The 21,250-nt window shown below is 42.5% G+C and carries 25 protein-coding genes and 1 riboswitch; of the genes, 10 read left to right on the top strand and 15 right to left on the bottom strand.

What is annotated here, in order from left to right; all coding sequences use genetic code 11:
• The first annotated feature begins 30 nt into the window (after positions 1-30).
• The 3 genes from ACYVNW_RS04545 (at position 31) to ACYVNW_RS04535 (ending at position 3,089) form a co-directional block, all read left to right on the top strand.
• Positions 31-387: a DUF4174 domain-containing protein gene (locus ACYVNW_RS04545; RefSeq protein WP_460678656.1), complete on the top strand. Its 357-nt coding sequence runs from the start codon at positions 31-33 to the stop codon at positions 385-387.
• 118 nt (positions 388-505) lie between these two features.
• Positions 506-1,474, top strand: coding sequence for a glycosyltransferase family 2 protein (locus ACYVNW_RS04540; RefSeq protein ID WP_460678655.1), 969 nt, complete (start codon positions 506-508; stop codon positions 1,472-1,474).
• A gap of 19 nt (positions 1,475-1,493) precedes the next feature.
• Entirely contained in the window at positions 1,494-3,089 is a 1,596-nt protein-coding gene (locus ACYVNW_RS04535) for an ArnT family glycosyltransferase (protein WP_460678654.1), read from the top strand.
• Between the two features lie 31 nt (positions 3,090-3,120).
• On the opposite strand, the gene ACYVNW_RS04530 is transcribed toward ACYVNW_RS04535, so the two are convergent.
• Positions 3,121-3,330 carry a Vmc-like lipoprotein signal peptide domain-containing protein gene (locus ACYVNW_RS04530; protein WP_460678653.1) on the bottom strand — a complete coding sequence of 70 codons (210 nt, stop codon included), beginning with the start codon at positions 3,328-3,330 and terminating at the stop codon, positions 3,121-3,123.
• Positions 3,331-3,504: 174 nt separating this feature from the next.
• Here ACYVNW_RS04530 and ACYVNW_RS04525 point away from each other — a divergent pair, with 174 nt between their 5' ends.
• Genes ACYVNW_RS04525 through ACYVNW_RS04510 form a run of 4 tightly spaced genes read left to right on the top strand, consistent with a single transcriptional unit; the run spans position 3,505 to position 6,433 of the window.
• Positions 3,505-3,930, top strand: a complete 426-nt coding sequence (locus ACYVNW_RS04525) for a DUF4442 domain-containing protein (protein ID WP_460678652.1) — start codon at positions 3,505-3,507, stop codon at positions 3,928-3,930.
• Positions 3,920-4,357: a GNAT family N-acetyltransferase gene (locus ACYVNW_RS04520; protein ID WP_460678651.1), complete on the top strand. Its 438-nt coding sequence runs from the start codon at positions 3,920-3,922 to the stop codon at positions 4,355-4,357. The genes ACYVNW_RS04525 and ACYVNW_RS04520 overlap by 11 nt, the downstream gene beginning before the upstream one ends.
• Positions 4,358-4,381: 24 nt before the next feature.
• A complete protein-coding gene (locus ACYVNW_RS04515) occupies positions 4,382-5,005 on the top strand; it encodes an AlbA family DNA-binding domain-containing protein (RefSeq protein WP_460678650.1) in 624 nt (207 codons plus the stop codon).
• 30 nt (positions 5,006-5,035) lie between these two features.
• Positions 5,036-6,433 carry an MATE family efflux transporter gene (locus ACYVNW_RS04510; RefSeq protein ID WP_460678649.1) on the top strand — a complete coding sequence of 466 codons (1,398 nt, stop codon included), beginning with the start codon at positions 5,036-5,038 and terminating at the stop codon, positions 6,431-6,433.
• Here the strand turns inward: ACYVNW_RS04510 and ACYVNW_RS04505 are convergent.
• The 5 genes from ACYVNW_RS04505 to ACYVNW_RS04485 all read right to left on the bottom strand — a co-directional run bounded on the left by ACYVNW_RS04505 (position 6,410) and on the right by ACYVNW_RS04485 (position 10,366).
• Positions 6,410-7,312 (bottom strand): histone deacetylase family protein, encoded by a 903-nt coding sequence (locus ACYVNW_RS04505; protein ID WP_460678648.1) that lies wholly within the window; start codon positions 7,310-7,312, stop codon positions 6,410-6,412. The two genes, ACYVNW_RS04510 and ACYVNW_RS04505, sit on opposite strands and share 24 nt — an antisense overlap.
• An 11-nt stretch (positions 7,313-7,323) precedes the next feature.
• Positions 7,324-8,607 (bottom strand): kynureninase, encoded by a 1,284-nt coding sequence (kynU, locus tag ACYVNW_RS04500; RefSeq protein WP_460678647.1) that lies wholly within the window; start codon positions 8,605-8,607, stop codon positions 7,324-7,326.
• A 49-nt stretch (positions 8,608-8,656) separates the two neighbouring features.
• The gene (locus tag ACYVNW_RS04495; RefSeq protein WP_460678646.1) at positions 8,657-9,160 is read right to left on the bottom strand and encodes a pyridoxamine 5'-phosphate oxidase family protein; all 504 of its coding nucleotides are present in this window, start codon (positions 9,158-9,160) and stop codon (positions 8,657-8,659) included.
• A 55-nt stretch (positions 9,161-9,215) separates the two neighbouring features.
• Positions 9,216-9,821 carry a DNA-3-methyladenine glycosylase gene (locus ACYVNW_RS04490; RefSeq protein WP_460678645.1) on the bottom strand — a complete coding sequence of 202 codons (606 nt, stop codon included), beginning with the start codon at positions 9,819-9,821 and terminating at the stop codon, positions 9,216-9,218.
• Positions 9,822-9,889: 68 nt separating this feature from the next.
• Positions 9,890-10,366, bottom strand: coding sequence for a GAF domain-containing protein (locus ACYVNW_RS04485; protein ID WP_460678644.1), 477 nt, complete (start codon positions 10,364-10,366; stop codon positions 9,890-9,892).
• Between the two features lie 76 nt (positions 10,367-10,442).
• Between ACYVNW_RS04485 and ACYVNW_RS04480 the strand changes: the two genes are divergently transcribed.
• Both ACYVNW_RS04480 and ACYVNW_RS04475 read left to right on the top strand, forming a co-directional pair.
• Complete coding sequence (locus tag ACYVNW_RS04480) at positions 10,443-11,153, top strand: DUF3291 domain-containing protein (RefSeq protein WP_460678643.1); 711 nt, start codon at positions 10,443-10,445, stop codon at positions 11,151-11,153.
• Entirely contained in the window at positions 11,150-11,398 is a 249-nt protein-coding gene (locus tag ACYVNW_RS04475) for a hypothetical protein (protein WP_460678642.1), read from the top strand. Before ACYVNW_RS04480 ends, ACYVNW_RS04475 begins: the two co-directional genes overlap by 4 nt.
• Here the strand turns inward: ACYVNW_RS04475 and ACYVNW_RS04470 are convergent.
• The 5 genes from ACYVNW_RS04470 to ACYVNW_RS04450 all read right to left on the bottom strand — a co-directional run bounded on the left by ACYVNW_RS04470 (position 11,395) and on the right by ACYVNW_RS04450 (position 16,652).
• A complete protein-coding gene (locus ACYVNW_RS04470) occupies positions 11,395-12,120 on the bottom strand; it encodes a Dph6-related ATP pyrophosphatase (protein ID WP_460678641.1) in 726 nt (241 codons plus the stop codon). The genes ACYVNW_RS04475 and ACYVNW_RS04470 overlap by 4 nt on opposite strands.
• Positions 12,121-12,125: 5 nt before the next feature.
• Positions 12,126-12,812, bottom strand: a complete 687-nt coding sequence (locus ACYVNW_RS04465; RefSeq protein WP_460678640.1) for an SIR2 family NAD-dependent protein deacylase — start codon at positions 12,810-12,812, stop codon at positions 12,126-12,128.
• Between the two features lie 71 nt (positions 12,813-12,883).
• Complete coding sequence (locus ACYVNW_RS04460; protein WP_460678639.1) at positions 12,884-13,465, bottom strand: DUF6580 family putative transport protein; 582 nt, start codon at positions 13,463-13,465, stop codon at positions 12,884-12,886.
• Positions 13,466-13,522: 57 nt separating this feature from the next.
• Positions 13,523-14,605, bottom strand: a complete 1,083-nt coding sequence (locus tag ACYVNW_RS04455; RefSeq protein WP_460678638.1) for a DUF5074 domain-containing protein — start codon at positions 14,603-14,605, stop codon at positions 13,523-13,525.
• A 19-nt stretch (positions 14,606-14,624) separates the two neighbouring features.
• On the bottom strand, positions 14,625-16,652 hold the full coding sequence (locus ACYVNW_RS04450; RefSeq protein WP_460678637.1) for a TonB-dependent receptor plug domain-containing protein: 2,028 nt from the start codon (positions 16,650-16,652) through the stop codon (positions 14,625-14,627).
• 112 nt (positions 16,653-16,764) lie between these two features.
• Positions 16,765-16,965, bottom strand: a riboswitch (cobalamin riboswitch).
• A 172-nt stretch (positions 16,966-17,137) separates the two neighbouring features.
• Here ACYVNW_RS04450 and ACYVNW_RS04445 point away from each other — a divergent pair.
• Positions 17,138-17,899, top strand: a complete 762-nt coding sequence (locus ACYVNW_RS04445) for an SRPBCC family protein (RefSeq protein WP_460678636.1) — start codon at positions 17,138-17,140, stop codon at positions 17,897-17,899.
• Positions 17,900-17,966: 67 nt separating this feature from the next.
• Here the strand turns inward: ACYVNW_RS04445 and rplT are convergent, their stop codons facing one another.
• The 4 genes from rplT to thrS form a co-directional block, all read right to left on the bottom strand.
• A complete protein-coding gene (gene rplT, locus ACYVNW_RS04440) occupies positions 17,967-18,311 on the bottom strand; it encodes a 50S ribosomal protein L20 (protein WP_460678635.1) in 345 nt (114 codons plus the stop codon).
• Positions 18,312-18,391: 80 nt separating this feature from the next.
• Complete coding sequence (gene rpmI / locus ACYVNW_RS04435; protein WP_090525627.1) at positions 18,392-18,592, bottom strand: 50S ribosomal protein L35; 201 nt, start codon at positions 18,590-18,592, stop codon at positions 18,392-18,394.
• A 64-nt stretch (positions 18,593-18,656) separates the two neighbouring features.
• Positions 18,657-19,226, bottom strand: a complete 570-nt coding sequence (infC, locus tag ACYVNW_RS04430) for a translation initiation factor IF-3 (protein WP_460678634.1) — start codon at positions 19,224-19,226, stop codon at positions 18,657-18,659.
• 1 nt (position 19,227) lies between these two features.
• The gene (thrS, locus tag ACYVNW_RS04425; RefSeq protein ID WP_460678633.1) at positions 19,228-21,153 is read right to left on the bottom strand and encodes a threonine--tRNA ligase; all 1,926 of its coding nucleotides are present in this window, start codon (positions 21,151-21,153) and stop codon (positions 19,228-19,230) included.
• Between the last annotated feature and the right edge of the window lie 97 nt (positions 21,154-21,250).

Below are 21,250 nucleotides of genomic sequence, written 5' to 3'. Positions count from 1 at the left end.
ACTTTCGTGAGCCTCATGGGTTAATAACTTATGGCAAAGCTGATTATTACCGCAATACTTTTCACCATTACTACTCAATTCAGTAACAAACGCTTGTTGTTAATTTACGCCGATCAGGCTAACAATACAAGCCTGATTCAGCAACAACAATTGTTAAAAAGCAACGCCACCGGTTTAAACGAGCGAGATGTTACAGTTAAAGTATACCTGCGCTCAACATCGCCTAAAGAGTTCAACAAAAAGCATATAAGCTCAGATTTTACTGTTATACTTATCGGGAAGGATAACGGCGAGAAGCTAAGAACTCACCAGGTAGTAACTGCCAAACAACTTTTTTCAGTTGTTGACGCTATGCCAATGCGTAAGCAGGAAATGAAGGATAAATAAACGCTGCAAGAGCACTTAATAATAAGCCTCGTTAACGATTTGACAAACACATCACACCTACCCCAATAAAGCAGCAGTGGTTTTTGTTATATTTGTGCGTTTTTACAAATCCACGCGTATGCCCGAACTTTCATTGGTTATTACTGTATTGAACGAAAAAGACAACATCAAGCCACTGATTGCCGAAATCAGGTCTGCCTTGTCTTCACTTGATTATGAAGTGGTTTTTGTTGATGACGGTTCGGACGACGGCACCCAAAAGGAAATCATATCGCATGCTGATGATCGTATCAAGCTGGTAGAACTGCGTAAAAATTATGGACAAAGCACGGCAATGACAGCCGGTATTGATTATACCACCGGCGAGTATGTAGCATTGCTGGATGGCGATTTGCAGAATGACCCTAATGATATTCCCTCGATGCTGAACAAGCTAAAAGATGAGGATTGGGACGTGGTAGCCGGTAACCGCAAAAACCGCCAGGATGGTATGTTTCTGCGTAAAATTCCGAGCAAGATTGCCAATGCTATCATCCGCCGCATGACGGGGGTATACATTAAAGATTACGGTTGCACATTGAAAATCTTTCGCCGCGAAATAGCTGAAAACTTAGGATTATACGGAGAATTACACCGCTTTATTCCGGTGTTAGCTAAGTTACAAGGTGCACGTATCACCCAGGTAGATGTAGCTCACCATGCCCGTATACACGGAAAGTCCAAGTATGGAATCAACCGCACTTTTAAAGTTATCAGCGATTTGATGCTGATGGTATTTTTGCGTAAATACATACAAAAGCCAATGCATTTATTTGGCAGCATGGGTTTTGTATCTTTGTTTCTGGGCATTATCATCAATTTTTATCTATTGGTGCTGAAGTTGTTAGGCCATGATATCGGAGGTAAACCTTTATTAATATTGGGTTTGATCTTTCTCTTGGGTGGCATACAATTAATTACCTTGGGCATACTGGCCGAGGTTAACGTGCGAACTTATTTCGAATCGCAAAACAAGAAAACGTATCAGGTGAGAAAAGTATATACTGGCAATAAACTATCGGCGGTATTGCCTGTTACCATCGAGTAAAAAAAGTTCAACTCAACCTATGTCCTTACCGGTCATCAGATATTTTTCTGATAAACGCCTGCTTGTGCTCATTGCATTAAGCCTCATCAGTTATTTTGTAAATCTTGGCAAAGCGCCTGTTTACATTCTAGATGAAGCTAAAAATGCCCAATGCGCGCGCGAAATGATGCAGCGTAACGACTGGGTAGTGCCTACTTTTAATGAATACATCCGTACCGACAAACCCCCGTTGCATTATTTTGCTATGGGCCTTGCTTATCGCTGCTGGGGCATATCACCTTATACGGCCCGGTTATTCTCGGCTGCGTGCGGACTGTTGCTGATCATCATCACCTACCTGTTTGCACGAAAGCATACCTCATCAGCCACCGCATTTTTAAGTGGTTTAGTTTTGCTGGCCTCTTGGCATTTAAATTTCGAAATGAGATTGGCCGTGCCCGACCCCTATCTCATACTCATATTAACCTGCATATGGTATAGCTTTTTTAATTTTTACACCTCTCATTATAACAAGCAGGTTTATTTATGGTTGATGTATGTTTTGCTGGGCTTAGGTGTGCTTAGCAAAGGCCCCATCGCCTTTATACTGCCTTTAGTCTCGGTTGGTGTTTTTCTCATTTTGCAAAGGCAATTCAGTTTAGCAGTATTTAAGCAGTTAAAGGTAGGTTATGGCTTGTTGCTGGTATTGGGTATTTGCCTGCCCTGGTATCTTGCCGTGCACCTTCAAACGCATGGCGCCTGGACCCAGGGTTTCTTCGTAAAAAATAATTACAACCGTTTCCTACGGATAAAGGAAAAGCACGGCGGCTTTTTCCTCCTTTCGGTTTTGTATGTGTTGGTGGGTATGATGCCGGTTACATTTTTCATTGTTCAAATAGCCCGATATGTAAGGCAAAGTTTCACGAAGGATTTGCTGTTGCAATTTTCAAGCATTGTTGTGCTCACCACTATCGCCTTTTTTACGCTGTCGCGAACGCAGTTACCTAACTATCCTATGCCTTGCTACCCCTTTGTGAGCATAGTGGCAGCCTGCTATTTTAAACAACTATTGCAACGCCGGCGTTCGTTTAAAGTTAGCCTTTGGGTAATATTAATCATCAGCATTGTAATTCCCGCCATTATTTATACCCTTAGTCGTACCGAACCGAGCATGATGGACTTTCCACGTTTGTGGTTTGCTTTTTTATTGATGCCGGTCGGATCTGTTATAGCCCTTATATTGTATTTAAAGGCAGATATCAATCAGCACCGCGTTTTCTCAATAAGCGCTGTTTTATTCACTTTTATTGCAACAGCATGGGTTTTGAATCTTTATGCTTATCCGTACCTATATAATTCAAACCCTGTAAGCAAAGGCTTACAAATGAAGAAAATACAGGAGCCATTGGTTGCTTATCAGATTTACAATCCAGCCTTCAATTTTTATTTGAAGCAGCCGGTTAAACGAATTGAGAAGATAGAGGAATTGAAAGCTTACTTAATTCATCATCCAAACTGCCAGGTGGTTACCAGAGCAAAAAGGCTAACGGAACTGGGTAACCTGCCTTTGCAGTTGTACTTCAAAGATAAGGACGTATTTGAAAATAATTCTACTTGTTTGTTAGAACACAAATAAGTAGGGCCTGGCTAATTACCAGGCCCCAATATTAATGTATTGGCGGATTACTGCGTGTAGTATCCCGGCGTGCGGTATCAGTTGCTGCCGAACGGGTAGTATCGGTAGACATGGTACTTGCCGAATCCACTGTAGCAGCACTATCTGCACTTGAGCCCGCTGCTTTCTCGGAACTGCAACTGCTTGCCGTAGCCGTTATTAAAGCGGCAACAGCAAATAAACTTAACATGGTCTTTTTCATAGCGTGATAGATTAATTTAACTTACTTTGTTATCTGTTCAACAGGTGTGCTTATGTATTGTTCTGTGATATTGACAATTCTATACGCTTAAACCATTTATTTACAAATGTTTACTTTATTGTTTTGAAAGTATCTTCAGGTATATTGAAATGGCTTTTACGCTTTTATCCCCCCTTGTTACTTCAAAGAATATGGGTAGTTGATATTGGCACGAATTTCACTTCGGCCAAAGTAAAGCTGAACAAAAGCCTTTTGAACATTAATTATAATTCATCCATATTTGGTGGTACTATCTATGCCGCAACTGATGCGTTTTACCCGGTATTGTTTCACCAGTTATTTACACATGCCGGTTATCATGTAATTGTTTGGTTAAAGTCTGCACAGGTGCATTACATCAAGCCGGGAAGATCTGCTTTGCATTTTGAAATTAAACTTGACCAGCAGCAAATAGCAGAAGCAAAACATATATTAGATACTGAAGGAAAATTTATTCGCAGCTATCTCACCGAACTATATAACACCAACGGCGAGCTATGTGCCAGCGTAAGCAGCGAAGTATATGTTCGAAACTTAAATTTTACAACACATGAGCATTAACATGGAAAGCTTACCCCATGCGGGTTATTACATTTCAACTGACAAAGCACTATTGAACCAGAAAGCAATATTTAAATTTTTGAAAGAAGAATCGTACTGGTCACAAAAGTTAACTACAGAAAAATTGCGTATTGCCATAGACAATTCGTTATGCTTTGGCGTTTATAGAGAGAATGAAACGGTTGGCTTTGCACGTGTAATTACAGACTACTCAAACTTTGCCTACCTTTGCGACGTATTTATCATACCTGAGCACCGAAAACAAGGTTTATCCAAGTGGATGCTTCAAACCATACTCGAACATCCTGCCCTGCAGGGAATGCGAAGGTTTATGCTGGCCACTGCCGATGCTCATGAATTGTACCGGCAGTTTGGCTTTACAGAACTAAGCAAGCCGGAGCGGTGGATGGAAATTTACAGGCCTTAGCCAATTTAAACCCGAGGAAAGCGTATGAATTTAAGAAAGATCATCTCAGAAGGCGAAGGCGTAACATTAGATTTTAAGAAAACCATTACCAGCTGCGAGAAGATCGCTAAAACGATGGTATCTTTTGCCAACAACAAAGGCGGACGTTTGCTGATTGGCGTGGCTGATGATGGAACCATAAAAGGTGTAAAGTCAGAAGATGAGGAACGCTACATGATTACCAAAGCTGCCCATTTTTACGCTCGTCCTGCTCTTGAACCAGCTTTTGAAGAGGTTTATTACGATGATAAAATAGTACTGGTAGCAGAGATTGAGCCCAGTGATACCAAGCCCCATTACGCCTTGGGCGATGACGGCAAATGGTGGGTTTATATTAGGGTTAAAGACAAAAGCGTGCTGGCCAGTAAAATTGTAGTGGATGTACTTAAACGGTCGGATCAGAATGAGGGTGTACTTATTGAATACTCATCTAAAGAAAAAGCCCTCCTTGAATATTTAGAAAGCCATGAGCGCATCACTGTAAAAGAATATTGTACTTTGCTTAACTTAAGCCGCAGGCGTGCACAGCGCATTATGGTGAACCTGGTGCTATCGGGCGTAATCCGCGTTCATACTACCGAAAAAGAAGAGTTTTATACGGCCAGTTAGTTTAGCTTGCCCTGATGTTTACTTCAACCTATGCCTCAATTTTTACAACGTTATAAAGAACATTATAAAGCCAATCTGCATCTTGCATTTCCTGTGGTTATTTCCCAACTGGGCCATACGCTGGTGCAAACTGCCGATAGCGTAATTGTAGGCCATTTTGCAGGTACGGTAGCATTGGCGGCCGTAGCGCTGGTAAACAGTATCTTTATCATTACGCTGGTATTGGGCATTGGCATTTCTTATGGCATAACTCCGCTCATTGCACAGCACAACGGCCGTGGTGAGCATAAAGAGTGCGGTCAGCTACTGAGTAACAGCTTACTCATCAACATTATTAGCGGCGTATTTCTGTTTGTGATTGTTTATTTCGGTTCTATGTATGCCATCAGCCACCTCGACCAGTCGCCTGAAGTTGTACAGCAGGCAAAACCTTATTTATTTCTGTTAGGTCTGTCATTGGTGCCGTTGCTGGTGTTCAATACATTTAAGCAATTTACCGAAGGCCTGGGTTTTACTAAACAGGCCATGATGATCTCCATTTGGGGAAATGTACTCAACATATGCTTAGGGGTCACTTTTGTGAAAGGGCTATTCGGCATTCATCCCATGGGCGTATCTGGCGTGGGTTATAGCACGTTGATTGACCGTTGCGTAATGGCTATTGCTATGGCTTGGTATGTATTCAAATCTGAGCGTTTTAAAAGTTATTTACAAGGCTTTGCAGCAAAAAGTATAAACTGGCTGCAAAGCCGCCAGATATTGAAGATAGGCGCGCCTGTGGGTATGCAATACCTGTTTGAGGTAAGCGCCTTTGGCGGAGCCGCTATAATGATTGGCCGTATTGGGGTGATCCCTCAGGCAGCACACCAAGTTGCCATTAGTTTAGCAGCTATAACTTATATGATGGCAAGTGGAATCTCTGCCGCAGCAGCGATTAAAAGCGGTAATTTTTTTGGTAACAGCGATTTTAAGACGCTTAAGTTATCGGCGCTGTCCAGCTACCATATGGCGCTTGCATTTATGGGGTGTACCGCTTTATTATTCGCCCTGGCAAATCACCTGCTGCCATGGATTTATACCAATGATTTAAACGTAATCAGCATTGCATCGCATCTGCTGCTCATTGCTGCTTTATTCCAGCTGTTTGATGGTGCACAGGTGGTAGGATTAGGAATACTACGTGGCATGGGCGATGTAAATATACCCACTTTAATTACCTTTTTGGCTTATTGGGTAGTAGGGTTGCCTGTAGGCTACTGGCTGGGCATCGAGTTAAACTGGGGAGTAGATGGCGTTTGGTATGGTTTAACTTTAGGCTTGCTCGTAGCAGCTATATTACTATATGTCCGCTTTACGCTGCTGAGTAAGAAACATATTTATAAAATGGAGATTGGTACCATTACATCAAAAATAGATATCATTGGCTAAACGGTAGGTGTTGCAATGGGCTTCCACAATATCCTTGATTAGTGCTGAATAGCCTCCGCCCATACTCACCTGTACCGGTATCTTGTTGGCTTTACACTGCTCAAACACAAAGCGATCACGGGCGGCGCATTCATCTTTGGTGAGGCTTAGTTTGCCTAACTTGTCTGTTTCCAATACATCCACACCCGATAAATAGAAGATAAAATCGGGTTTTACATGGTCTATCAATTTTGGTAAGGTTTGATACAGGATAGCTAAATATTCGTCGCCATGCATGTGGTCCGGCAAGGGGACGTCTAAATCTGATTTCTCTTTACGGAATGGAAAATTTTTCTCTCCGTGCATAGAAAAGGTAAATACCCTCGGCTCATTTTCAAATATTTGGGCGGTGCCATTACCCTGATGTACATCCAAGTCGACGATTAATATTTGTTTAGCCAAATTTTTATGCAACAAGTAATTGGCAGCAATGGCCTGATCGTTGAGCATACAAAAGCCTTCGCCCCAGTTGCTGCCGGCATGATGTGTACCACCGGCCACATTAAATGCTACCTGATACTGAAAAGCATAATGGCAGCCATCAATAGTGCCCTGTGCTATGCGTAATTCTCGTTCAATCAATGCCTTGTTTAAAGGGAACCCAATACGCCGCTGTTCTTTGGCCGGAAGTGTTAGGGTAGACAACTCGTGCCAGTAGGTGGCATCATGCGTCCATAACACCATTTCCTCAGGTAATATCTTAGGTGAGAACAGATTCTCCGCTGATATCGCTCCTTCATACAATAATTGCGCTGGTATCAGCTCATATTTCAGCATCGGGAAACGGTGCCCCTCAGGCAAGGGATGAGCATAGATAGGATCGAACGCAATTTTTAACATTTGCCCCAGGTTTATAGCGTTTTTTTTAAAGCATCTTTGAGCGTATTTACCGCCTGATACACATCCATAAAGCTATTATATAAGGGAACAGGACTTAGCCGTATAACATCAGGCTCGCGCCAGTCGCCTATAACCCCATTTTCAGTCAAATAACTAAATACTGCTTTCCCTTTACTCATAAATACAAGCGATAACTGGCAGCCGCTATTTTGATAACTATCAGGTGTAATTATTTTGAAAGCGTCAGCGTGTTCGGTTAAAATTTGTTCAAGCAGGTATCTCAAATAGCCAGTCAGCCTTTCACTTTTTGCGGTGAGCAGAGACATACCTCCAGCCCTTTCAAATACATCAAGCGAAGCTTTATGTGCAGCCATTAACAATATCGGGCTCGTGCTCACTTGCCAACCTTCGGCTCCTGCCTCGGGCTGAAAGCCGGGTTGCATTTTGAACCGGGTATCGTTACGATAACCCCACCAGCCTGCAAAGCGCTTAAGCTCAGTGTTATTGAAATGTTTCTCGTGAACAAATATGCCACTTATGCCGCCCGGGCCAGAGTTCATATATTTGTATGAACACCAGCTGGCAAAATCAACGCCCCAATCGTGCAAATGCAACTCTACATTACCGGCGGCATGTGCTAAATCTAACCCCGCGTACGCGCCAACCATATGTGCCGCCTGGGTGATGGCAGGCATGTCGAAACGCTGACCTGAATAATAGTTGATACCGCTGAAAAGCACCAAGGCCAGCTCGTCGGCATTTTGCTGAATAGCCTGAAGAATATCCTGGGTATGCAGGGTGTGTTCACCTTCGCGCGGGAAGACTTCAATTACAGCTTCGGAAGGATCAAAGCCATGAAAACGTACCTGGCTTTCCACCGCGTACTGATCTGAAGGGAAAGCGCCACCTTCCATTAAAATTTTAAACCGCTTGGCTGTGGGTTTGTAAAAGCTTACCAACAGCAAATGCAAATTCACGGTAAGAGAGTTCATCACTGTTACCTCAGCCGGCCGTGCGCCTACAATGTTCGCCAGTGCTGGCACCAGCTGTTTATGATAACTCAGCCATGGCTGCTCACCCTGAAACCAGCCTTCTACGGCCAGGTTCTGCCAAACCTCCAACTGGTCTTTTAAATACTTATGTGTTTGTTTTGGTTGCAATCCTAACGAATTACCACACAGGTAGATAGCATCTTTGCCTTGGTATTTGGGTATCAAAAATTCGTTACGAAAAGTACGAAGCGTATCCTGCTCATCCTGCTGTTGGGCGAACTGCAGGTTATCTTGATATTTCATTATTCAATGATACAAAAAAGGCAGATGCGAACATCTGCCTTTTTTGTAATTACAGGTCTACTACTTCGTGAGTACCGGTAGATGGTTTTCCGGTAACAGCCGATTTAATCATCTGGAACACCAGAGCAATTTTGCTTGAGGTGCCCTCCCAGTACTCGGCTTCCATCGGATCAATTTTTAATAAAATCAATTTAGGGTCGTCAATACCGGCCGGAAAGTAGGCTTCGATAAAGGGGTTCCACAAATCGTGCATTCGCTGGCGGTCGTCTACCAAACTGGCAACGCCTTTAATACTCAGCCAGAAACTAGTTTCTTTGTCCGAATAGGTTAAAGAAACTTTGTTTTCGTGCGAAATCTCTTCCACTTTGGAGGAATACTCATTGGTAAAAAACCAGATGTTGCCATCTACATCTACTTCCGCCGTGCCCATCGGGCGGCTTTGAAAGCCTTTTTCGGTGGTAAAAGTAGTGAGCATACCGCTGCGGATGCCATTTATTTTATCGCGCAGGAAATCGATAGTTTCCAGCTTTTTCAAGTCTTTTTCGTAATCCATAATCGTAAATGCTAATTAGATGTATAACCACTGAAAAGCATTTTTGATTGAAAAATTAACGATTCGGCTTACTCACATATGGATTGCCTTTTACAAAGAAGCGGTAAGGCAGCAACGCATCAGCGCCGGCGTAAGCTACGCCAATACGTGGCCCGGTTTTTATTTGCTCATCCGGATAGCTCAAATCCCGGTCTTCAATCCACAATTCGTTGCTTTGTAAACTAATCCCGTTTAGCTTTCGGGTAATGCCTAAAGCTTTACCAACTGAACCCGGGCCCGCTGTAATGTTTGGTTTCACTAATGCCATATTGCGACGGTAGAGCATGGCATCAATACCTTCGGTTGGCTCAACTGCGCGTATGAGTACGGCATGTGGCTGGCCCTCAACGGAGGTTACTACATTCAGCATTTCGTGTATGCCGTAGCATAGGTACACATAAGCAATACCGCCATGGGCATACATGGTTTGCGTGCGTGTGGTAATGCGGTTTCCATACGCATGTGAGGCTTTATCAATTACACCATTGTAAGCTTCAGTTTCTACAATGATGCCACCGGTTACTTCGCCATCTAAACGGGTAAATAAGTATTTGCCCAGTAAGTTTCGGGCAATACTGACTACATCGGTACTGGTGTAAAAACTTTCAGGCAATTTCATCATCGAGTATTGATTTGATAGCAGCACTTACTTTGTCCGCTCTGTTGAATATCATATTATGACTTCAATAATTATAATTGAATCAACTTAATGATTTGAGCTAAATATTTTGCGTCGGTTTCATCAAACTGGTTTAGTTCTTCGCTGTCCACATCAAGTACACCCACTACTTCATTACCATGAAACAAAGGCAAAACGATCTCAGACTTTGACAGTGAACTGCAGGCAATGTGCCCCGGAAACTGCTCTACGTCGGGCACTATCAACGTTTCTGCCTGCTGCCAGGCACTACCGCAAACTCCTTTACCCTTGGCAATACGTGTGCAGGCCACTGGCCCCTGAAAAGGACCTAACACCAGTTCATTGTTCTTCACTAAATAAAACCCTACCCAAAACCAGCCGAACTGTTCTTTCAATGCAGCGCATACGTTTGCAAGGTTAGCTACCAAATCGGTTTCACCATATAACAAGCCTTCTATCTGCGGAATCAAAGATTGATACTGTGCTGCTTTATCTGCAGATTGTAAAATGGTTAAATCTTCTGCCATAAATGCAAATGTATATAGCTTAAGCGCAAAGGCAAACATGGTAATCTCATAAATAATCTTTTATTTCGCTTTATTAATGCTCGTCAGTTTAACCATCGTTCGCTATCGTAAAGCATTTGTACCTTTTGCATTGCTGGCCATGGCCTTACACCGCCTGCCGCTATGGTTAAATAGGGGTTGCACTTTTTGGAAGCTATTGGGCTGCGGACATAAAGGCAGCTTTGATTTAAACCCCGACTGGCGGCAATGGGGTTTGCTGGCCGTTTGGAAAGACCAAGTCTCATTTAACCGGTTTAACAAGAATTCGTTTATTGCCCGTTGGTGGCAATGGTTTACCGCCGAGCAATGGACCATACTTTGTGAACCCTTACAAAGCCACGGTCTTTGGGATAAGCAGCAGCCTTTTGGTACAAACCATAATAAAGATTACACCGGCCCCGTGGCGGTACTCACCCGTGCCACCATTAAATTAAGTAAGGCAAAAGCTTTCTGGGCTAATGTAGATGAGGCAGCATCGCCTTTAAGCACAGCGCCTGGCTATGTTACTTCGGTAGGTATTGGTGAGGCGCCGGTATTGCGGCAGGCTACATTTTCTGTATGGCAATCAGTTGATGATGTAAAGGCATTTGCTTACCGTAGCCGTAACCATGCGGATGTGATAAAGAAGACTAGAACCGAAGGCTGGTACAGCGAAGAGATGTTTGCCCGTTTTAAACCCTTAGCCGCATGGGGAACACTACACGGCAAAGACCCATTGAATGGCTTATTAAACAAAACTACTACATGAGAATTATAGCAGAACTCCCGCATCCGGAATTTAAAATTTCCATTTTGAGCATGAATCAGAAGTACATCATCAAAATTGAAAAAGGAGTTTTTGAGCAGACCTATAAGGTAGCCGAACTTGATTTAACCGACGGCGTGAACAGCGTTTTTGAGTTGTTAGACGAAGATTTTTTGAAATCTGTTTCAAGCCGCTTTACTGAAATGATGTTAAGCTGGCGCGAAACCTATAAACGCTATAATTACTAAGCAGGCAGTAAGTCGCAGTACCAAAAGCCGGCAACCTCTGGCAATGGGGTATTTTGATGAACACCATCCTGTTGTTTGGGCACCTGAAAGGACTTAAACACTTTTTCTCCTTTTTTCACTTTGATAGGCTCTTTAAATATCGGCCCTTCAAAGGCAAAGGTATGAAACTCGCCGTTTTCGCCACACACGTCTACGTTTGCAGGTAATGAATCAATTAAGTCAGCAGTAAGCTCCTCTCCTGCTATGTTACCCAATGATGCTTGGGTACAAGCTATAATGGTTCTGAAGCCTAAGTTCCAAAATTCGTCAAGTAACACGCGGGTATCTTGCTGCCATAGTGGATAAACGCCTGAAATTCCGGCTGCTGATAAGCGGGCATCCCGGTAATCCTTTAAGTCTTGCAGAAAGATATCGCCATACACCGCATGGGTAATTCCTTCCTGTTTAAATTTTAAATAATGCTGATGCATCACCTGGTCGTAAGTTTCCATATCGGGCATTTCCGGTAGCCTGATCTGATATAGTGGAATGCCAATGCTTTCAGCCTGTTGCATGAGCAGTTCTTCGCGCACGCCGTGCATGGAAATACGATTGGCAGCATCATTAACGGTGGTGAGCAGGTAACATATCTCATAAGCCGGATTTTGCAATACCCGGTAAAGGGCCAGGCTGCTGTCTTTACCGCCGCTCCAGCTAAAAAAACATTTGATCTTATTCTTCATCAGTTTTATTGCGCCAAGAGTTCTGTTACCAATTGGGAAACGCCTGCACTGGCCGGCTTCTCAATTTTCACGAAACGTTGGGGTAAACCCACATCCGGTATTTTAGGATCAACAATGTATACCGGAACGTCATCATCCACATAATGCACCAAACTTGCAGCCGGGTAAACAGCCAGGGAAGTACCAACAATAATAAAGATATCCGCCTGCTGACACAGTTCGATTGCGGGCTCCATCATGGGTACAGCTTCGCCAAACCAAACTACGTGTGCACGCAGCTGTGAACCTAACTCACATTGATCACCCATTTTGAGTTCGCTGCCTTTTATAGGATAAGTTAATTTAGCATTCGTGCTGCTTTGCGAGCGGGTGATGATACCGTGCAGGTGCAATACGTTTTCAGAACCTGCCCGCTCGTGCAGATCGTCAATATTCTGGGTAATGATATTCACCTGAAACTTTTCCTGCAATTTTGCTAAAGCTACATGTGCTGCATTGGGTTTGGCTGCCAGTACATCGCGCCGGCGCATATTGTAGAAATCCTGAACCAATTCGGGGTTGCGTTGCCAGGCTTCAGGAGTAGCTACATCTTTAATATTATAACCTTCCCACAGGCCGTCGGTATCCCTGAATGTACGTAAGCCGCTTTCGGCGCTGATGCCCGCTCCGGTAAGTACTACTATGTTTTTCATAATTTAGAGTTATAAAAAAAGCGATGATTGCTCATCGCTTTTTTTATTTAATAATGTATAGTAATAGCCGATTAAGCAGCTAAAGGTTTTTGCATTTGTACAGCTTTGTTTCTGCTGGTTAACCATTGGTAACCACCAAACAGTACAGCGCCAAACACACCATCGGCAATCAGCATATTGCGCTCAAATGGAATGGCAGCAATTAAAGATTCAAAATAACCGGCAATTCCTTTTGCATAAAGAGGGCTGTTTAACCATGGCTCAATATCTGTGATAAGCCAATGCAGCAGCACTGATGCTAAAGATATCACCATTACATTGGTTACGTTAATTTTCTTCATTAAGCCGCCAATAAATACCATGGCAATAAAGCTGACATACACAGCCCATGAACCGCTGGTCCAGAACGTAAGTTTGGGCACGTACAGATAATTGATGAAAATATTAGTAACGAATAACACTAAAGCCACAGTTACTACAGGCTTCCATTTCTGGTTTAAGCAGGCGCCGCCGAATAGGGCAATCGCACCTAAAGCTGTAAAGTTACTCAGCTCCGGAACACAATAACTCATAAAACGTGTAGCACCGGTTGCTACTATAGCCGAAATTACGAATGCCACAAAAGCAGGTATGCTTAGGTTTATTTTACGCATGGTTTAATCTTATTGAACTGCAAAGTTATCAATTTACAACTTAAAAATGGCACCTTATTAATATAAGAAGGCTACACTACCCGGGCTTATTCCGGTAGTCAAAGTGTATTCTTTCTTTCCGTTTTTGTCAAATGCGGTTATGCTGCCGTTTGAGGCGTAATCTTTAGCATCGGTTACAAACACTTCGCCGGTAACACCATCAACACTAACAAAGTAAGGTGTGCTGATGACAGTTCCGTCAGTAATAAAATTATTATGTGCTACTGCCTGTGTTTTTGTATTGATCATTTTAATTTTTTTGTCGCCGGTAATGCAATATAAGTTATCACCTTGTACAAATAATGAACCTCCGTCAAAAGCGGCCGAGCTTTTCACCTGGTCGGTGTTGTAATCAATAATCGTTAAACTATTAGGTACGCTGCCGTAATTACCGGTAGATTGTACATAAATGTTTCCATTCTTGTCAGCAACCAAGCCGTTAGGGTTAATCACCACAGTGATCTTTTTGGTTTCGGTTAAAGAGTTCAGGTCGATTACCGAAACTGTATTATCATAGTTACCGGTTGCATAACTTAACCCGCCAGAGTTAGCTACATACAACTTGTTGTTGGCAACAGCCATGTGCTCAGGATTGCGGCCTACGTTTATAAACTTGTCAATGTTTAACGAAGCGGTATCTAAAACTGCTACCGTACCATCGTATGATGATATAAACGCTTTGTTTTTATTGAACACTACGTAGCGCGGCTGGCGGCCCTGACCGGTAGCTGTGCCTGTAGATGTGAAATATATTTGTTTAATAGATTTACCAGTTTGCGGGTTCAATACTTCAAGTGTATTTGAAGTATTCATCACCACGTACATTTTGCTGCCATAAATTTGAACATCGTTACCTACACCGCCCAATACCCGGCCATTCACCGGCGCAAAAAAATCGGCTGTTAAAGTTTGAGTGCCATAATTATAATAGGTTAATGTGCTGTTAGAGGAACCAAAGTTACCTTGGTTCAGCACATAGAGTCCTTTCCGTTCTGCTGCAGTTTTAACTGATTCGGGATTATTCTTGTCTTTTTTACAAGAAGCCAGTACGCTCAAAGCACTTAGCAGAATGATTAAATACTTTTTGTTGAAATGTTTCATTTTTAATGGGTTATATGAATTAAATAGTAATTTGAAATACAAAACGCACGGAAGTGCCTGGCATTGGAAAACTGCGTATCACTTGGTATTGCTTATTAAACAGATTATTTACTTCGATCCCTATGTAACAAGGCTTCGTGCTCAGGTGGGTATTATAATTTAATGAAATATCGCTTATAGTATAACCAGGCAATTTATAATCATTTATATTCTCATTCAGGTAGTAACGATGTGATGAAATAATTTGGTTATAATATAGGCTCAGGCGCTGAAAGATAACCCCGGCATTTAAATTCACCACATGCTCGGGCGTATACGGAATCTGATTATTATAGGTGCCGCCGCCGGCATCGGTAGTGTTTAATGCCTGCTGGAAGGTATAATTGACTGAGAAGCTATATTTAAATCTTCCAATTTCTTTAGTTTGCGCCTTAACACTTGCGTTCAAACCTTTGGTTTCAACTTTTCCGTAATTTATAATGGACCAGATAAAAGCGTTTTGTGTGGGAATGGCGATGATTTTATCTTTTACGTTCAAATAATATACATCTGCTGATGTTGAAACAAAATCAAGTATACCGCCTGATACTGCTTTGATGTACTCCGCCCCTATATCATATTGTTTCGCAAACTCCGGTTTTAAATTGCGCTGCCCAATTTCAGAGTAATACAAATCGTTAAAGGTTGGATTTCTGAAAATGTTCTTATAAAACGCCCTGATTAAAAAGTTCGGTTGTCCAAAGGGTTTAAATGCAACTTCAAGGGCTGGCGTGTAAATAGAGCGTGCTGGTAGAGCTTTACCCTGCTGCACATTATCATTCACATAAGTGTTGAGCACATTTCCCTGTAGTACCCACTTGCCTGCACTGAATTTTCCTGATATAACATTCAGCAAAGTAAAGCGCTCTGGGCGGGCATAGTTATAACTATTGGCTTTTAAATCGGCGTAACTAAAATCGGTTGAATAACCGAGTTCGAAACCGGTAAAAAGTTGATATGACAGCGCAACCGACTGATACACTTCACGCTGTGTATAAAACTGCTCTAAACGGTGAATATCATTCAAAAAATCAGGATCGAGATAATGAAGGTAGCTGCGGCTCAGCTTTGTATTCAACAACAAGTGTAAACTGCTTTGCCACTGGCGGTTATACGAAACCTGCCCAAAGAGATCATTAGTCCACAGATGCTGCGACCCAGTAGCTGCATAAGGGATGTAGTAGCTGGGTAAACCCTGGCTCTGTGCAGTTTCATTTACCCTGATGACCAGCGTATTGCTATCATTTTTGATACGATAAAGTGCTGCATCGGTTTGAATAGATTTTATTCCGGTATTATAGCGGGTAGCTAAGGTGTCTTCACCTGTTCCGGTTGTTTTGAACTTATACCGGCCATTGGCATACTGAAAGTTACTATTTATGGCTAAGGCCCAATCCTTGCTCAATTTTTGTTGCCATTGCAAATAAGGATTGACTAAACCGAATGAACCGGTTTTGAAGCCGGCTGTAAGTTGATAAGGCTTATTTGCCGAGAAATGCGGATACACAGGCTTAATTGATAATACGCTGGCTGCTGCAAAAGCACGTGCCGGCTGGCATAATTGTGGTGGCTGACTGTTATACAGGCTGATTTGACTGATATTCTCTAGGTTAAACTTGCTCAGGTCAATTTGCCCGTTCTGTGCATCGTTAATCTGAACGCCATCATAAAGCAATGCCGTGTGCTCGGCACCCAGGCTGCGCACTGAGATGGTTTTTAAACCACCTATGCCGCCGTAATCTTTAATCGTTACACCGGTGAAGTTACGTATGGCATCGGCCACATTGTAAGCGCTGTATTGTTTAAATTCTTCGCTTTTAACCTGCTGAACCGGTAACAGTGATGGGGCTTTAGGAATGGAAGAAGTGGAAACCACTACCGGCTTTAAGGTTTTACTTGTGTCTGTTTGTGCGTTGGCAGCAACAGCTAAAGCAAGGCACAAGCAGGTAAGCAGGCCCTTTGGAGAACACTTGAATATATGAGTTTGATTCACTTTACCTGTAGCCATTATTTACACTGTAAGCCATTACAGTACACGCCAAAGCAAAAATCATCAGAAATGAAAACACACTGATCAGATGGGTCGTTCATATCCAAAGCTCTATACCGCGAAAGCTGTGAACTGTATCATACATCATGGCAGGTCTTCTGGCTCGTTCCGCTTATGCCCGGCCTTCCCGATGGTTGTTTGTTACACATCAGTGGCGAAAGAATGGGCATCAGCATAATGGAACTTACAGCTGCGCGACAGCTCCGGATTTACACCGGATTCCCTTTTAATCCTGATCCGCAGATCAGGAACCAAATGCGAGCGCAAAAGTACAACAAGGTTTTATAAATACAAGTGCAGCGTGGTGATAATTATAAACTATCATTTATAATAGTATTTATTATCGTTAAATTTTTTATTAACCATATAGTTAAATAATTTACGATAAACAAAACTACTGCTTTTGCCGGGTGTTTATGAGTTACCTATTAAAAACAAACACTATGGCAGATTTAGCAATTAGAAACACATTAGCATTAGATACCGAAGCTACCGAAAGTGGCCCTATTAATTTAGAATGGCCCGAGCGTTATGTATCAATTGCAGCAGGAGCCAAACTGGCGCTTTCAGGATTAACCCATATTTTTAAAAGCCCATTTAGCAGCATATTAAAGTTAGGTGCAGGCGGCTACCTCTTAAACCGGGGCATTACCGGCCACTGTGAACTATATACCCGTTTAGGTAAAGTAAACACTGACCCGGTTAACGTTAACATCCGTTCATCATTCACTGTGAATAAACCGCGGGAAGAAGTTTACCAATTTTGGAGAAAGCTGGATAATCTGCCTTTATTTATGAAGCACCTGGAAAGTGTAGAAGTGATTGACGAGAAACGCTCACACTGGGTACTGAAATTACCTACCAATGTAGCCAAAGTAAGCTGGGATGCTGAAATTGTGAAGGATGAACCTAATGAAATGATTGGCTGGAGTTCGGTTGAAGGCTCAACGATTGACAATGCCGGTAAAGTACGTTTTAAAGATGCCGAAGATGGAAACGGAACTATTATTGACGTAGTCATATCTTACCAACCACCTGCAGGCGGCGTAGGTTTAGGTGTAGCATCTGCCCTCAGCCCAGTATTTAAAAAGATGGTTGACGATGATGTACGAAACTTTAAGCAATACATGGATATTGGTGAAAACCCTTACCAGTTTAGTGATAGCAGCACAGTAACTGACAATAGCGATCACCACGTATTATAACATACAGTATAAAAAATAGAAAAGCCGCTTAAACAAGCGGCTTTTCTGTTAAAAATAAGTTATGCAATTACTTTACTGCATCAACAACAGCTTTGAAAGCTTCAGGGTTGTTCATCGCTAAATCAGCTAATACCTTACGGTTTAAACCAATTTCTTTAGCGGCTAACTTACCCATCAGTTGAGAATAAGAGATGCCTAACTGGCGTGCACCAGCGTTAATACGCTGAATCCACAGGGCGCGGAACTCTCTTTTCTTGGTTTTACGGTCGCGGTAAGCATACTGTAAACCTTTTTCTACTGTGTTTTTTGCAATGGTGTAAACCTTGCTACGTGAACCATAGTAACCTTTTGCAAGGTCCATGATTTTTTTTCTGCGTCTTCTCGACGCTACTGCGTTTACTGAACGTGGCATTTTTTCTTGTTTTTGGTAGTGAGTGCCTGCTTAAGTGCTGGTCTTTTGTACTCTAATACCTGGTTAAAAATTTTGTTGAATTACTTACCGATACAAAGCATACGTTTTACGTTACCCATGTCAGCATCAGATACTAAGCTGGTCTGACCTAAGGCACGCTTACGTTTAGTTGACATCTTGGTTAAGATGTGGCTTTTGTATGCGTTTTTTCTGGCAATTTTACCGGTTCCAGTAAGCTTAAAGCGCTTTTTGGCACTGGAATTGGTTTTCATTTTTGGCATAACTGTTATTTATTTAAATGGAATGCAGGATTTTAACCGCCCTGCATTTTGTCTTTAGTCAAATCTACTTCTTCGCTGCTTTAGGCGCTACAGTTAAAAACATCCGCTTACCTTCAAGCTTTGGTAACTGCTCTACTTTACCTACTTCTTCGAGGGCCTGAGCAAACTTAAGCAACAAAATTTCGCCCTGCTCTTTGTACACAATGGCACGGCCTTTAAAGTGTACGTAAGCTCTCACCTTTTCACCTGCTTCTAAAAAGCTGATGGCGTGCTTCAATTTAAAATTAAAGTCATGGTCATCTGTGTTAGGTCCGAAGCGAATTTCTTTGATGATGGTTTGCTTGGCGTTGTTTTTAATCTCTTTCAGTTTCTTTTTTTGCTCGTAAATAAACTTGTTATAGTCTATTACACGGCAAACAGGCGGAACTGCATTTGGAGAAATTTCAACCAAATCCAATTCCTGCTGTTCGGCAATGGCCAACGCATCGCGCAGCGAAAATATACCCTGCTCTACGTTGTCACCTACTAAACGGACTTCCTGAGCCCTGATGAATTGATTGATATTGTGTTCTGCTTCCTTCTTTTTAAAAGGAGGACGCGGACCTCTGCTGAAATTTGGTTTATTTAATGCCAAGTTATACGGTTGTTTCTTTTATTACTTGTTGTTTAAATTCTTCTATGGTTAAGCTTCCTAAATCGCCATGCCCATGTTTACGAACTGAAACGGTGCCTTCGGCTGCTTCTTTTTCGCCTACAATTAACATGTAAGGTATCTTTTTGATTTCAGCATCACGAATTTTTCTTCCAATCTTCTCGTCTCTGAAATCAATTAGCCCGCGAATATCGGAAATATTTAGCTCTTCTGAAAGTTTTTTTGCATAATCCTCATATTTTTCAGATATAGGCAAAATCACATATTGTTCGGGCGATAGCCATAATGGGAAATTACCGGCACAGTGCTCAATCAGTACGGCCACAAAGCGCTCCAGTGAGCCAAACGGCGCGCGGTGAATCATTACCGGGCGGTGTTTCTGGTTATCGCTGCCATTGTATTCCAATTCGAAACGCTCAGGCAGGTTATAGTCTACCTGTATGGTACCTAATTGCCATTTACGGCCCAAGGCATCCTTCACCATAAAATCCAGTTTAGGACCGTAAAAAGCCGCCTCACCATATTCTATTACAGTTGGCAACCCTTTCTCTTCGGCTGCTTCCATAATGGCATTCTCTGCTAGCGCCCAATTTTCATCGGATCCAATATATTTCGCTTTGTTGTCCGGGTCTCGTAGAGAAACCTGAGCAGTATAATTATCAAAGCCTAAAGCCGAAAAAGTGTATAATACCAGGTCAATTACTTTTTTAAACTCATCTTTTACCTGATCAGGGCGGCAGAACAAGTGGGCGTCATCTTGAGTGAAGCCACGTACACGGGTTAAGCCATGCAACTCACCGCTTTGCTCATACCTGTATACTGTCCCAAACTCGGCAAAGCGCACCGGAAGGTCTTTATACGAACGTGGCTTAGTTTTGTATATTTCGCAGTGATGAGGACAGTTCATCGGTTTCAAAAAGAACTCCTCTCCCTCCTGAGGGGTTTTTATCGGTTGAAAACTGTCTTTACCGTACTTCTCGTAGTGGCCTGAAGTTACATACAAATTCTTATGCCCAATGTGAGGAGTAATCACCTGTTCGTATCCGGCGCGGGTTTGTGCTTTCTGCATAAAGTTCACCAAACGCTCACGCAAGGCGGTACCTTTGGGTAACCACAATGGTAATCCCATGCCTACTTTTTCTGAGAAGGCAAACAGTTCCAGTTCTTTACCCAACTTGCGGTGATCGCGTTTTTTAGCTTCTTCTATCATTTTCAGATAGTCGGTCAGTTCGCTTTGCTTAGGGTAAGTTACACCGTAAATTCGGGTGAGCTGCTTGCGGGTTTCATCACCACGCCAATACGCACCGGCCACGTTCATTAACTTTACCGCTTTGATAAAGCCGGTGTTTGGTATATGCGGACCGCGGCACAAGTCAGTAAAATTACCTTGGCTATAGAAGGTAATAGAGCCGTCAGGCAGGTCTTTAATCAAATCCAGCTTGTACTCGTCGCCTTTATCGGTAAAGTAGGCAATCGCCTCCTCTTTACTTACCGGTTTGCGGATGTACTGTTCTTTGGCTTTAGCCAGTTCCAAAATCTTATCCTCTATCTGTTTGAAATCGTCAGAAGAGAACTCGCGGTCGCCGAAATCTACATCGTAATAAAAACCGGTTTCAATAGCCGGACCAATACCAAATTTTGTACCTGGATACAAGGCTTCTAAAGCCTCGGCCATCAGGTGAGCTGATGAATGCCAGAAGGTGGATTTACCATCAGCATCATTCCAAGTCAGAAGTTTGACATGAGCATCTTCCTCAATCGGGCGTGAGGCATCTCTGACCTGGCCATTTACTTCGGCCGCTAATACATTTCGTGCTAAACCTTCGGAGATAGACTGTGCAATCTGCAAAGAAGTGATTCCCTTGTCGTACTGACGAACGGAACCATCAGGAAGAGTAATGTTAATCATCTACAACTATGATTTTTGATTCGTTATATAATAAATATACTAAAAAATTCATCACTTACAAAAGTGATTTTGATATGGTGGCAAAGGTATAATTATT

It is taken from the genome of Mucilaginibacter koreensis, from assembly GCF_054783355.1.
Note: the sequence above shows the minus strand (reverse complement) of the source record. Positions and strands in the feature narration are given on the sequence as shown.

What these genes read in the sequence shown, in the direction of transcription:
- ACYVNW_RS04545 (WP_460678656.1), top strand. Translation starts at nt 31, where the DNA reads ATGGCAAAGCTGATTATTACCGCAATACTTTTCACCATTACTACTCAA.
- ACYVNW_RS04540 (WP_460678655.1), top strand. Translation starts at nt 506, where the DNA reads ATGCCCGAACTTTCATTGGTTATTACTGTATTGAACGAAAAAGACAAC.
- ACYVNW_RS04535 (WP_460678654.1), top strand. Translation starts at nt 1,494, where the DNA reads ATGTCCTTACCGGTCATCAGATATTTTTCTGATAAACGCCTGCTTGTG.
- ACYVNW_RS04530 (WP_460678653.1), bottom strand. Translation starts at nt 3,330, where the DNA reads ATGAAAAAGACCATGTTAAGTTTATTTGCTGTTGCCGCTTTAATAACG.
- ACYVNW_RS04520 (WP_460678651.1), top strand. Translation starts at nt 3,920, where the DNA reads ATGAGCATTAACATGGAAAGCTTACCCCATGCGGGTTATTACATTTCA.
- ACYVNW_RS04515 (WP_460678650.1), top strand. Translation starts at nt 4,382, where the DNA reads ATGAATTTAAGAAAGATCATCTCAGAAGGCGAAGGCGTAACATTAGAT.
- ACYVNW_RS04510 (WP_460678649.1), top strand. Translation starts at nt 5,036, where the DNA reads ATGCCTCAATTTTTACAACGTTATAAAGAACATTATAAAGCCAATCTG.
- ACYVNW_RS04505 (WP_460678648.1), bottom strand. Translation starts at nt 7,312, where the DNA reads ATGTTAAAAATTGCGTTCGATCCTATCTATGCTCATCCCTTGCCTGAG.
- kynU (WP_460678647.1), bottom strand. Translation starts at nt 8,607, where the DNA reads ATGAAATATCAAGATAACCTGCAGTTCGCCCAACAGCAGGATGAGCAG.
- ACYVNW_RS04495 (WP_460678646.1), bottom strand. Translation starts at nt 9,160, where the DNA reads ATGGATTACGAAAAAGACTTGAAAAAGCTGGAAACTATCGATTTCCTG.
- ACYVNW_RS04490 (WP_460678645.1), bottom strand. Translation starts at nt 9,821, where the DNA reads ATGATGAAATTGCCTGAAAGTTTTTACACCAGTACCGATGTAGTCAGT.
- ACYVNW_RS04485 (WP_460678644.1), bottom strand. Translation starts at nt 10,366, where the DNA reads ATGGCAGAAGATTTAACCATTTTACAATCTGCAGATAAAGCAGCACAG.
- ACYVNW_RS04480 (WP_460678643.1), top strand. Translation starts at nt 10,443, where the DNA reads ATGCTCGTCAGTTTAACCATCGTTCGCTATCGTAAAGCATTTGTACCT.
- ACYVNW_RS04475 (WP_460678642.1), top strand. Translation starts at nt 11,150, where the DNA reads ATGAGAATTATAGCAGAACTCCCGCATCCGGAATTTAAAATTTCCATT.
- ACYVNW_RS04470 (WP_460678641.1), bottom strand. Translation starts at nt 12,120, where the DNA reads ATGAAGAATAAGATCAAATGTTTTTTTAGCTGGAGCGGCGGTAAAGAC.
- ACYVNW_RS04465 (WP_460678640.1), bottom strand. Translation starts at nt 12,812, where the DNA reads ATGAAAAACATAGTAGTACTTACCGGAGCGGGCATCAGCGCCGAAAGC.
- ACYVNW_RS04460 (WP_460678639.1), bottom strand. Translation starts at nt 13,465, where the DNA reads ATGCGTAAAATAAACCTAAGCATACCTGCTTTTGTGGCATTCGTAATT.
- ACYVNW_RS04455 (WP_460678638.1), bottom strand. Translation starts at nt 14,605, where the DNA reads ATGAAACATTTCAACAAAAAGTATTTAATCATTCTGCTAAGTGCTTTG.
- ACYVNW_RS04450 (WP_460678637.1), bottom strand. Translation starts at nt 16,652, where the DNA reads ATGGCTACAGGTAAAGTGAATCAAACTCATATATTCAAGTGTTCTCCA.
- ACYVNW_RS04445 (WP_460678636.1), top strand. Translation starts at nt 17,138, where the DNA reads ATGGCAGATTTAGCAATTAGAAACACATTAGCATTAGATACCGAAGCT.
- rplT (WP_460678635.1), bottom strand. Translation starts at nt 18,311, where the DNA reads ATGCCACGTTCAGTAAACGCAGTAGCGTCGAGAAGACGCAGAAAAAAA.
- rpmI (WP_090525627.1), bottom strand. Translation starts at nt 18,592, where the DNA reads ATGCCAAAAATGAAAACCAATTCCAGTGCCAAAAAGCGCTTTAAGCTT.
- thrS (WP_460678633.1), bottom strand. Translation starts at nt 21,153, where the DNA reads ATGATTAACATTACTCTTCCTGATGGTTCCGTTCGTCAGTACGACAAG.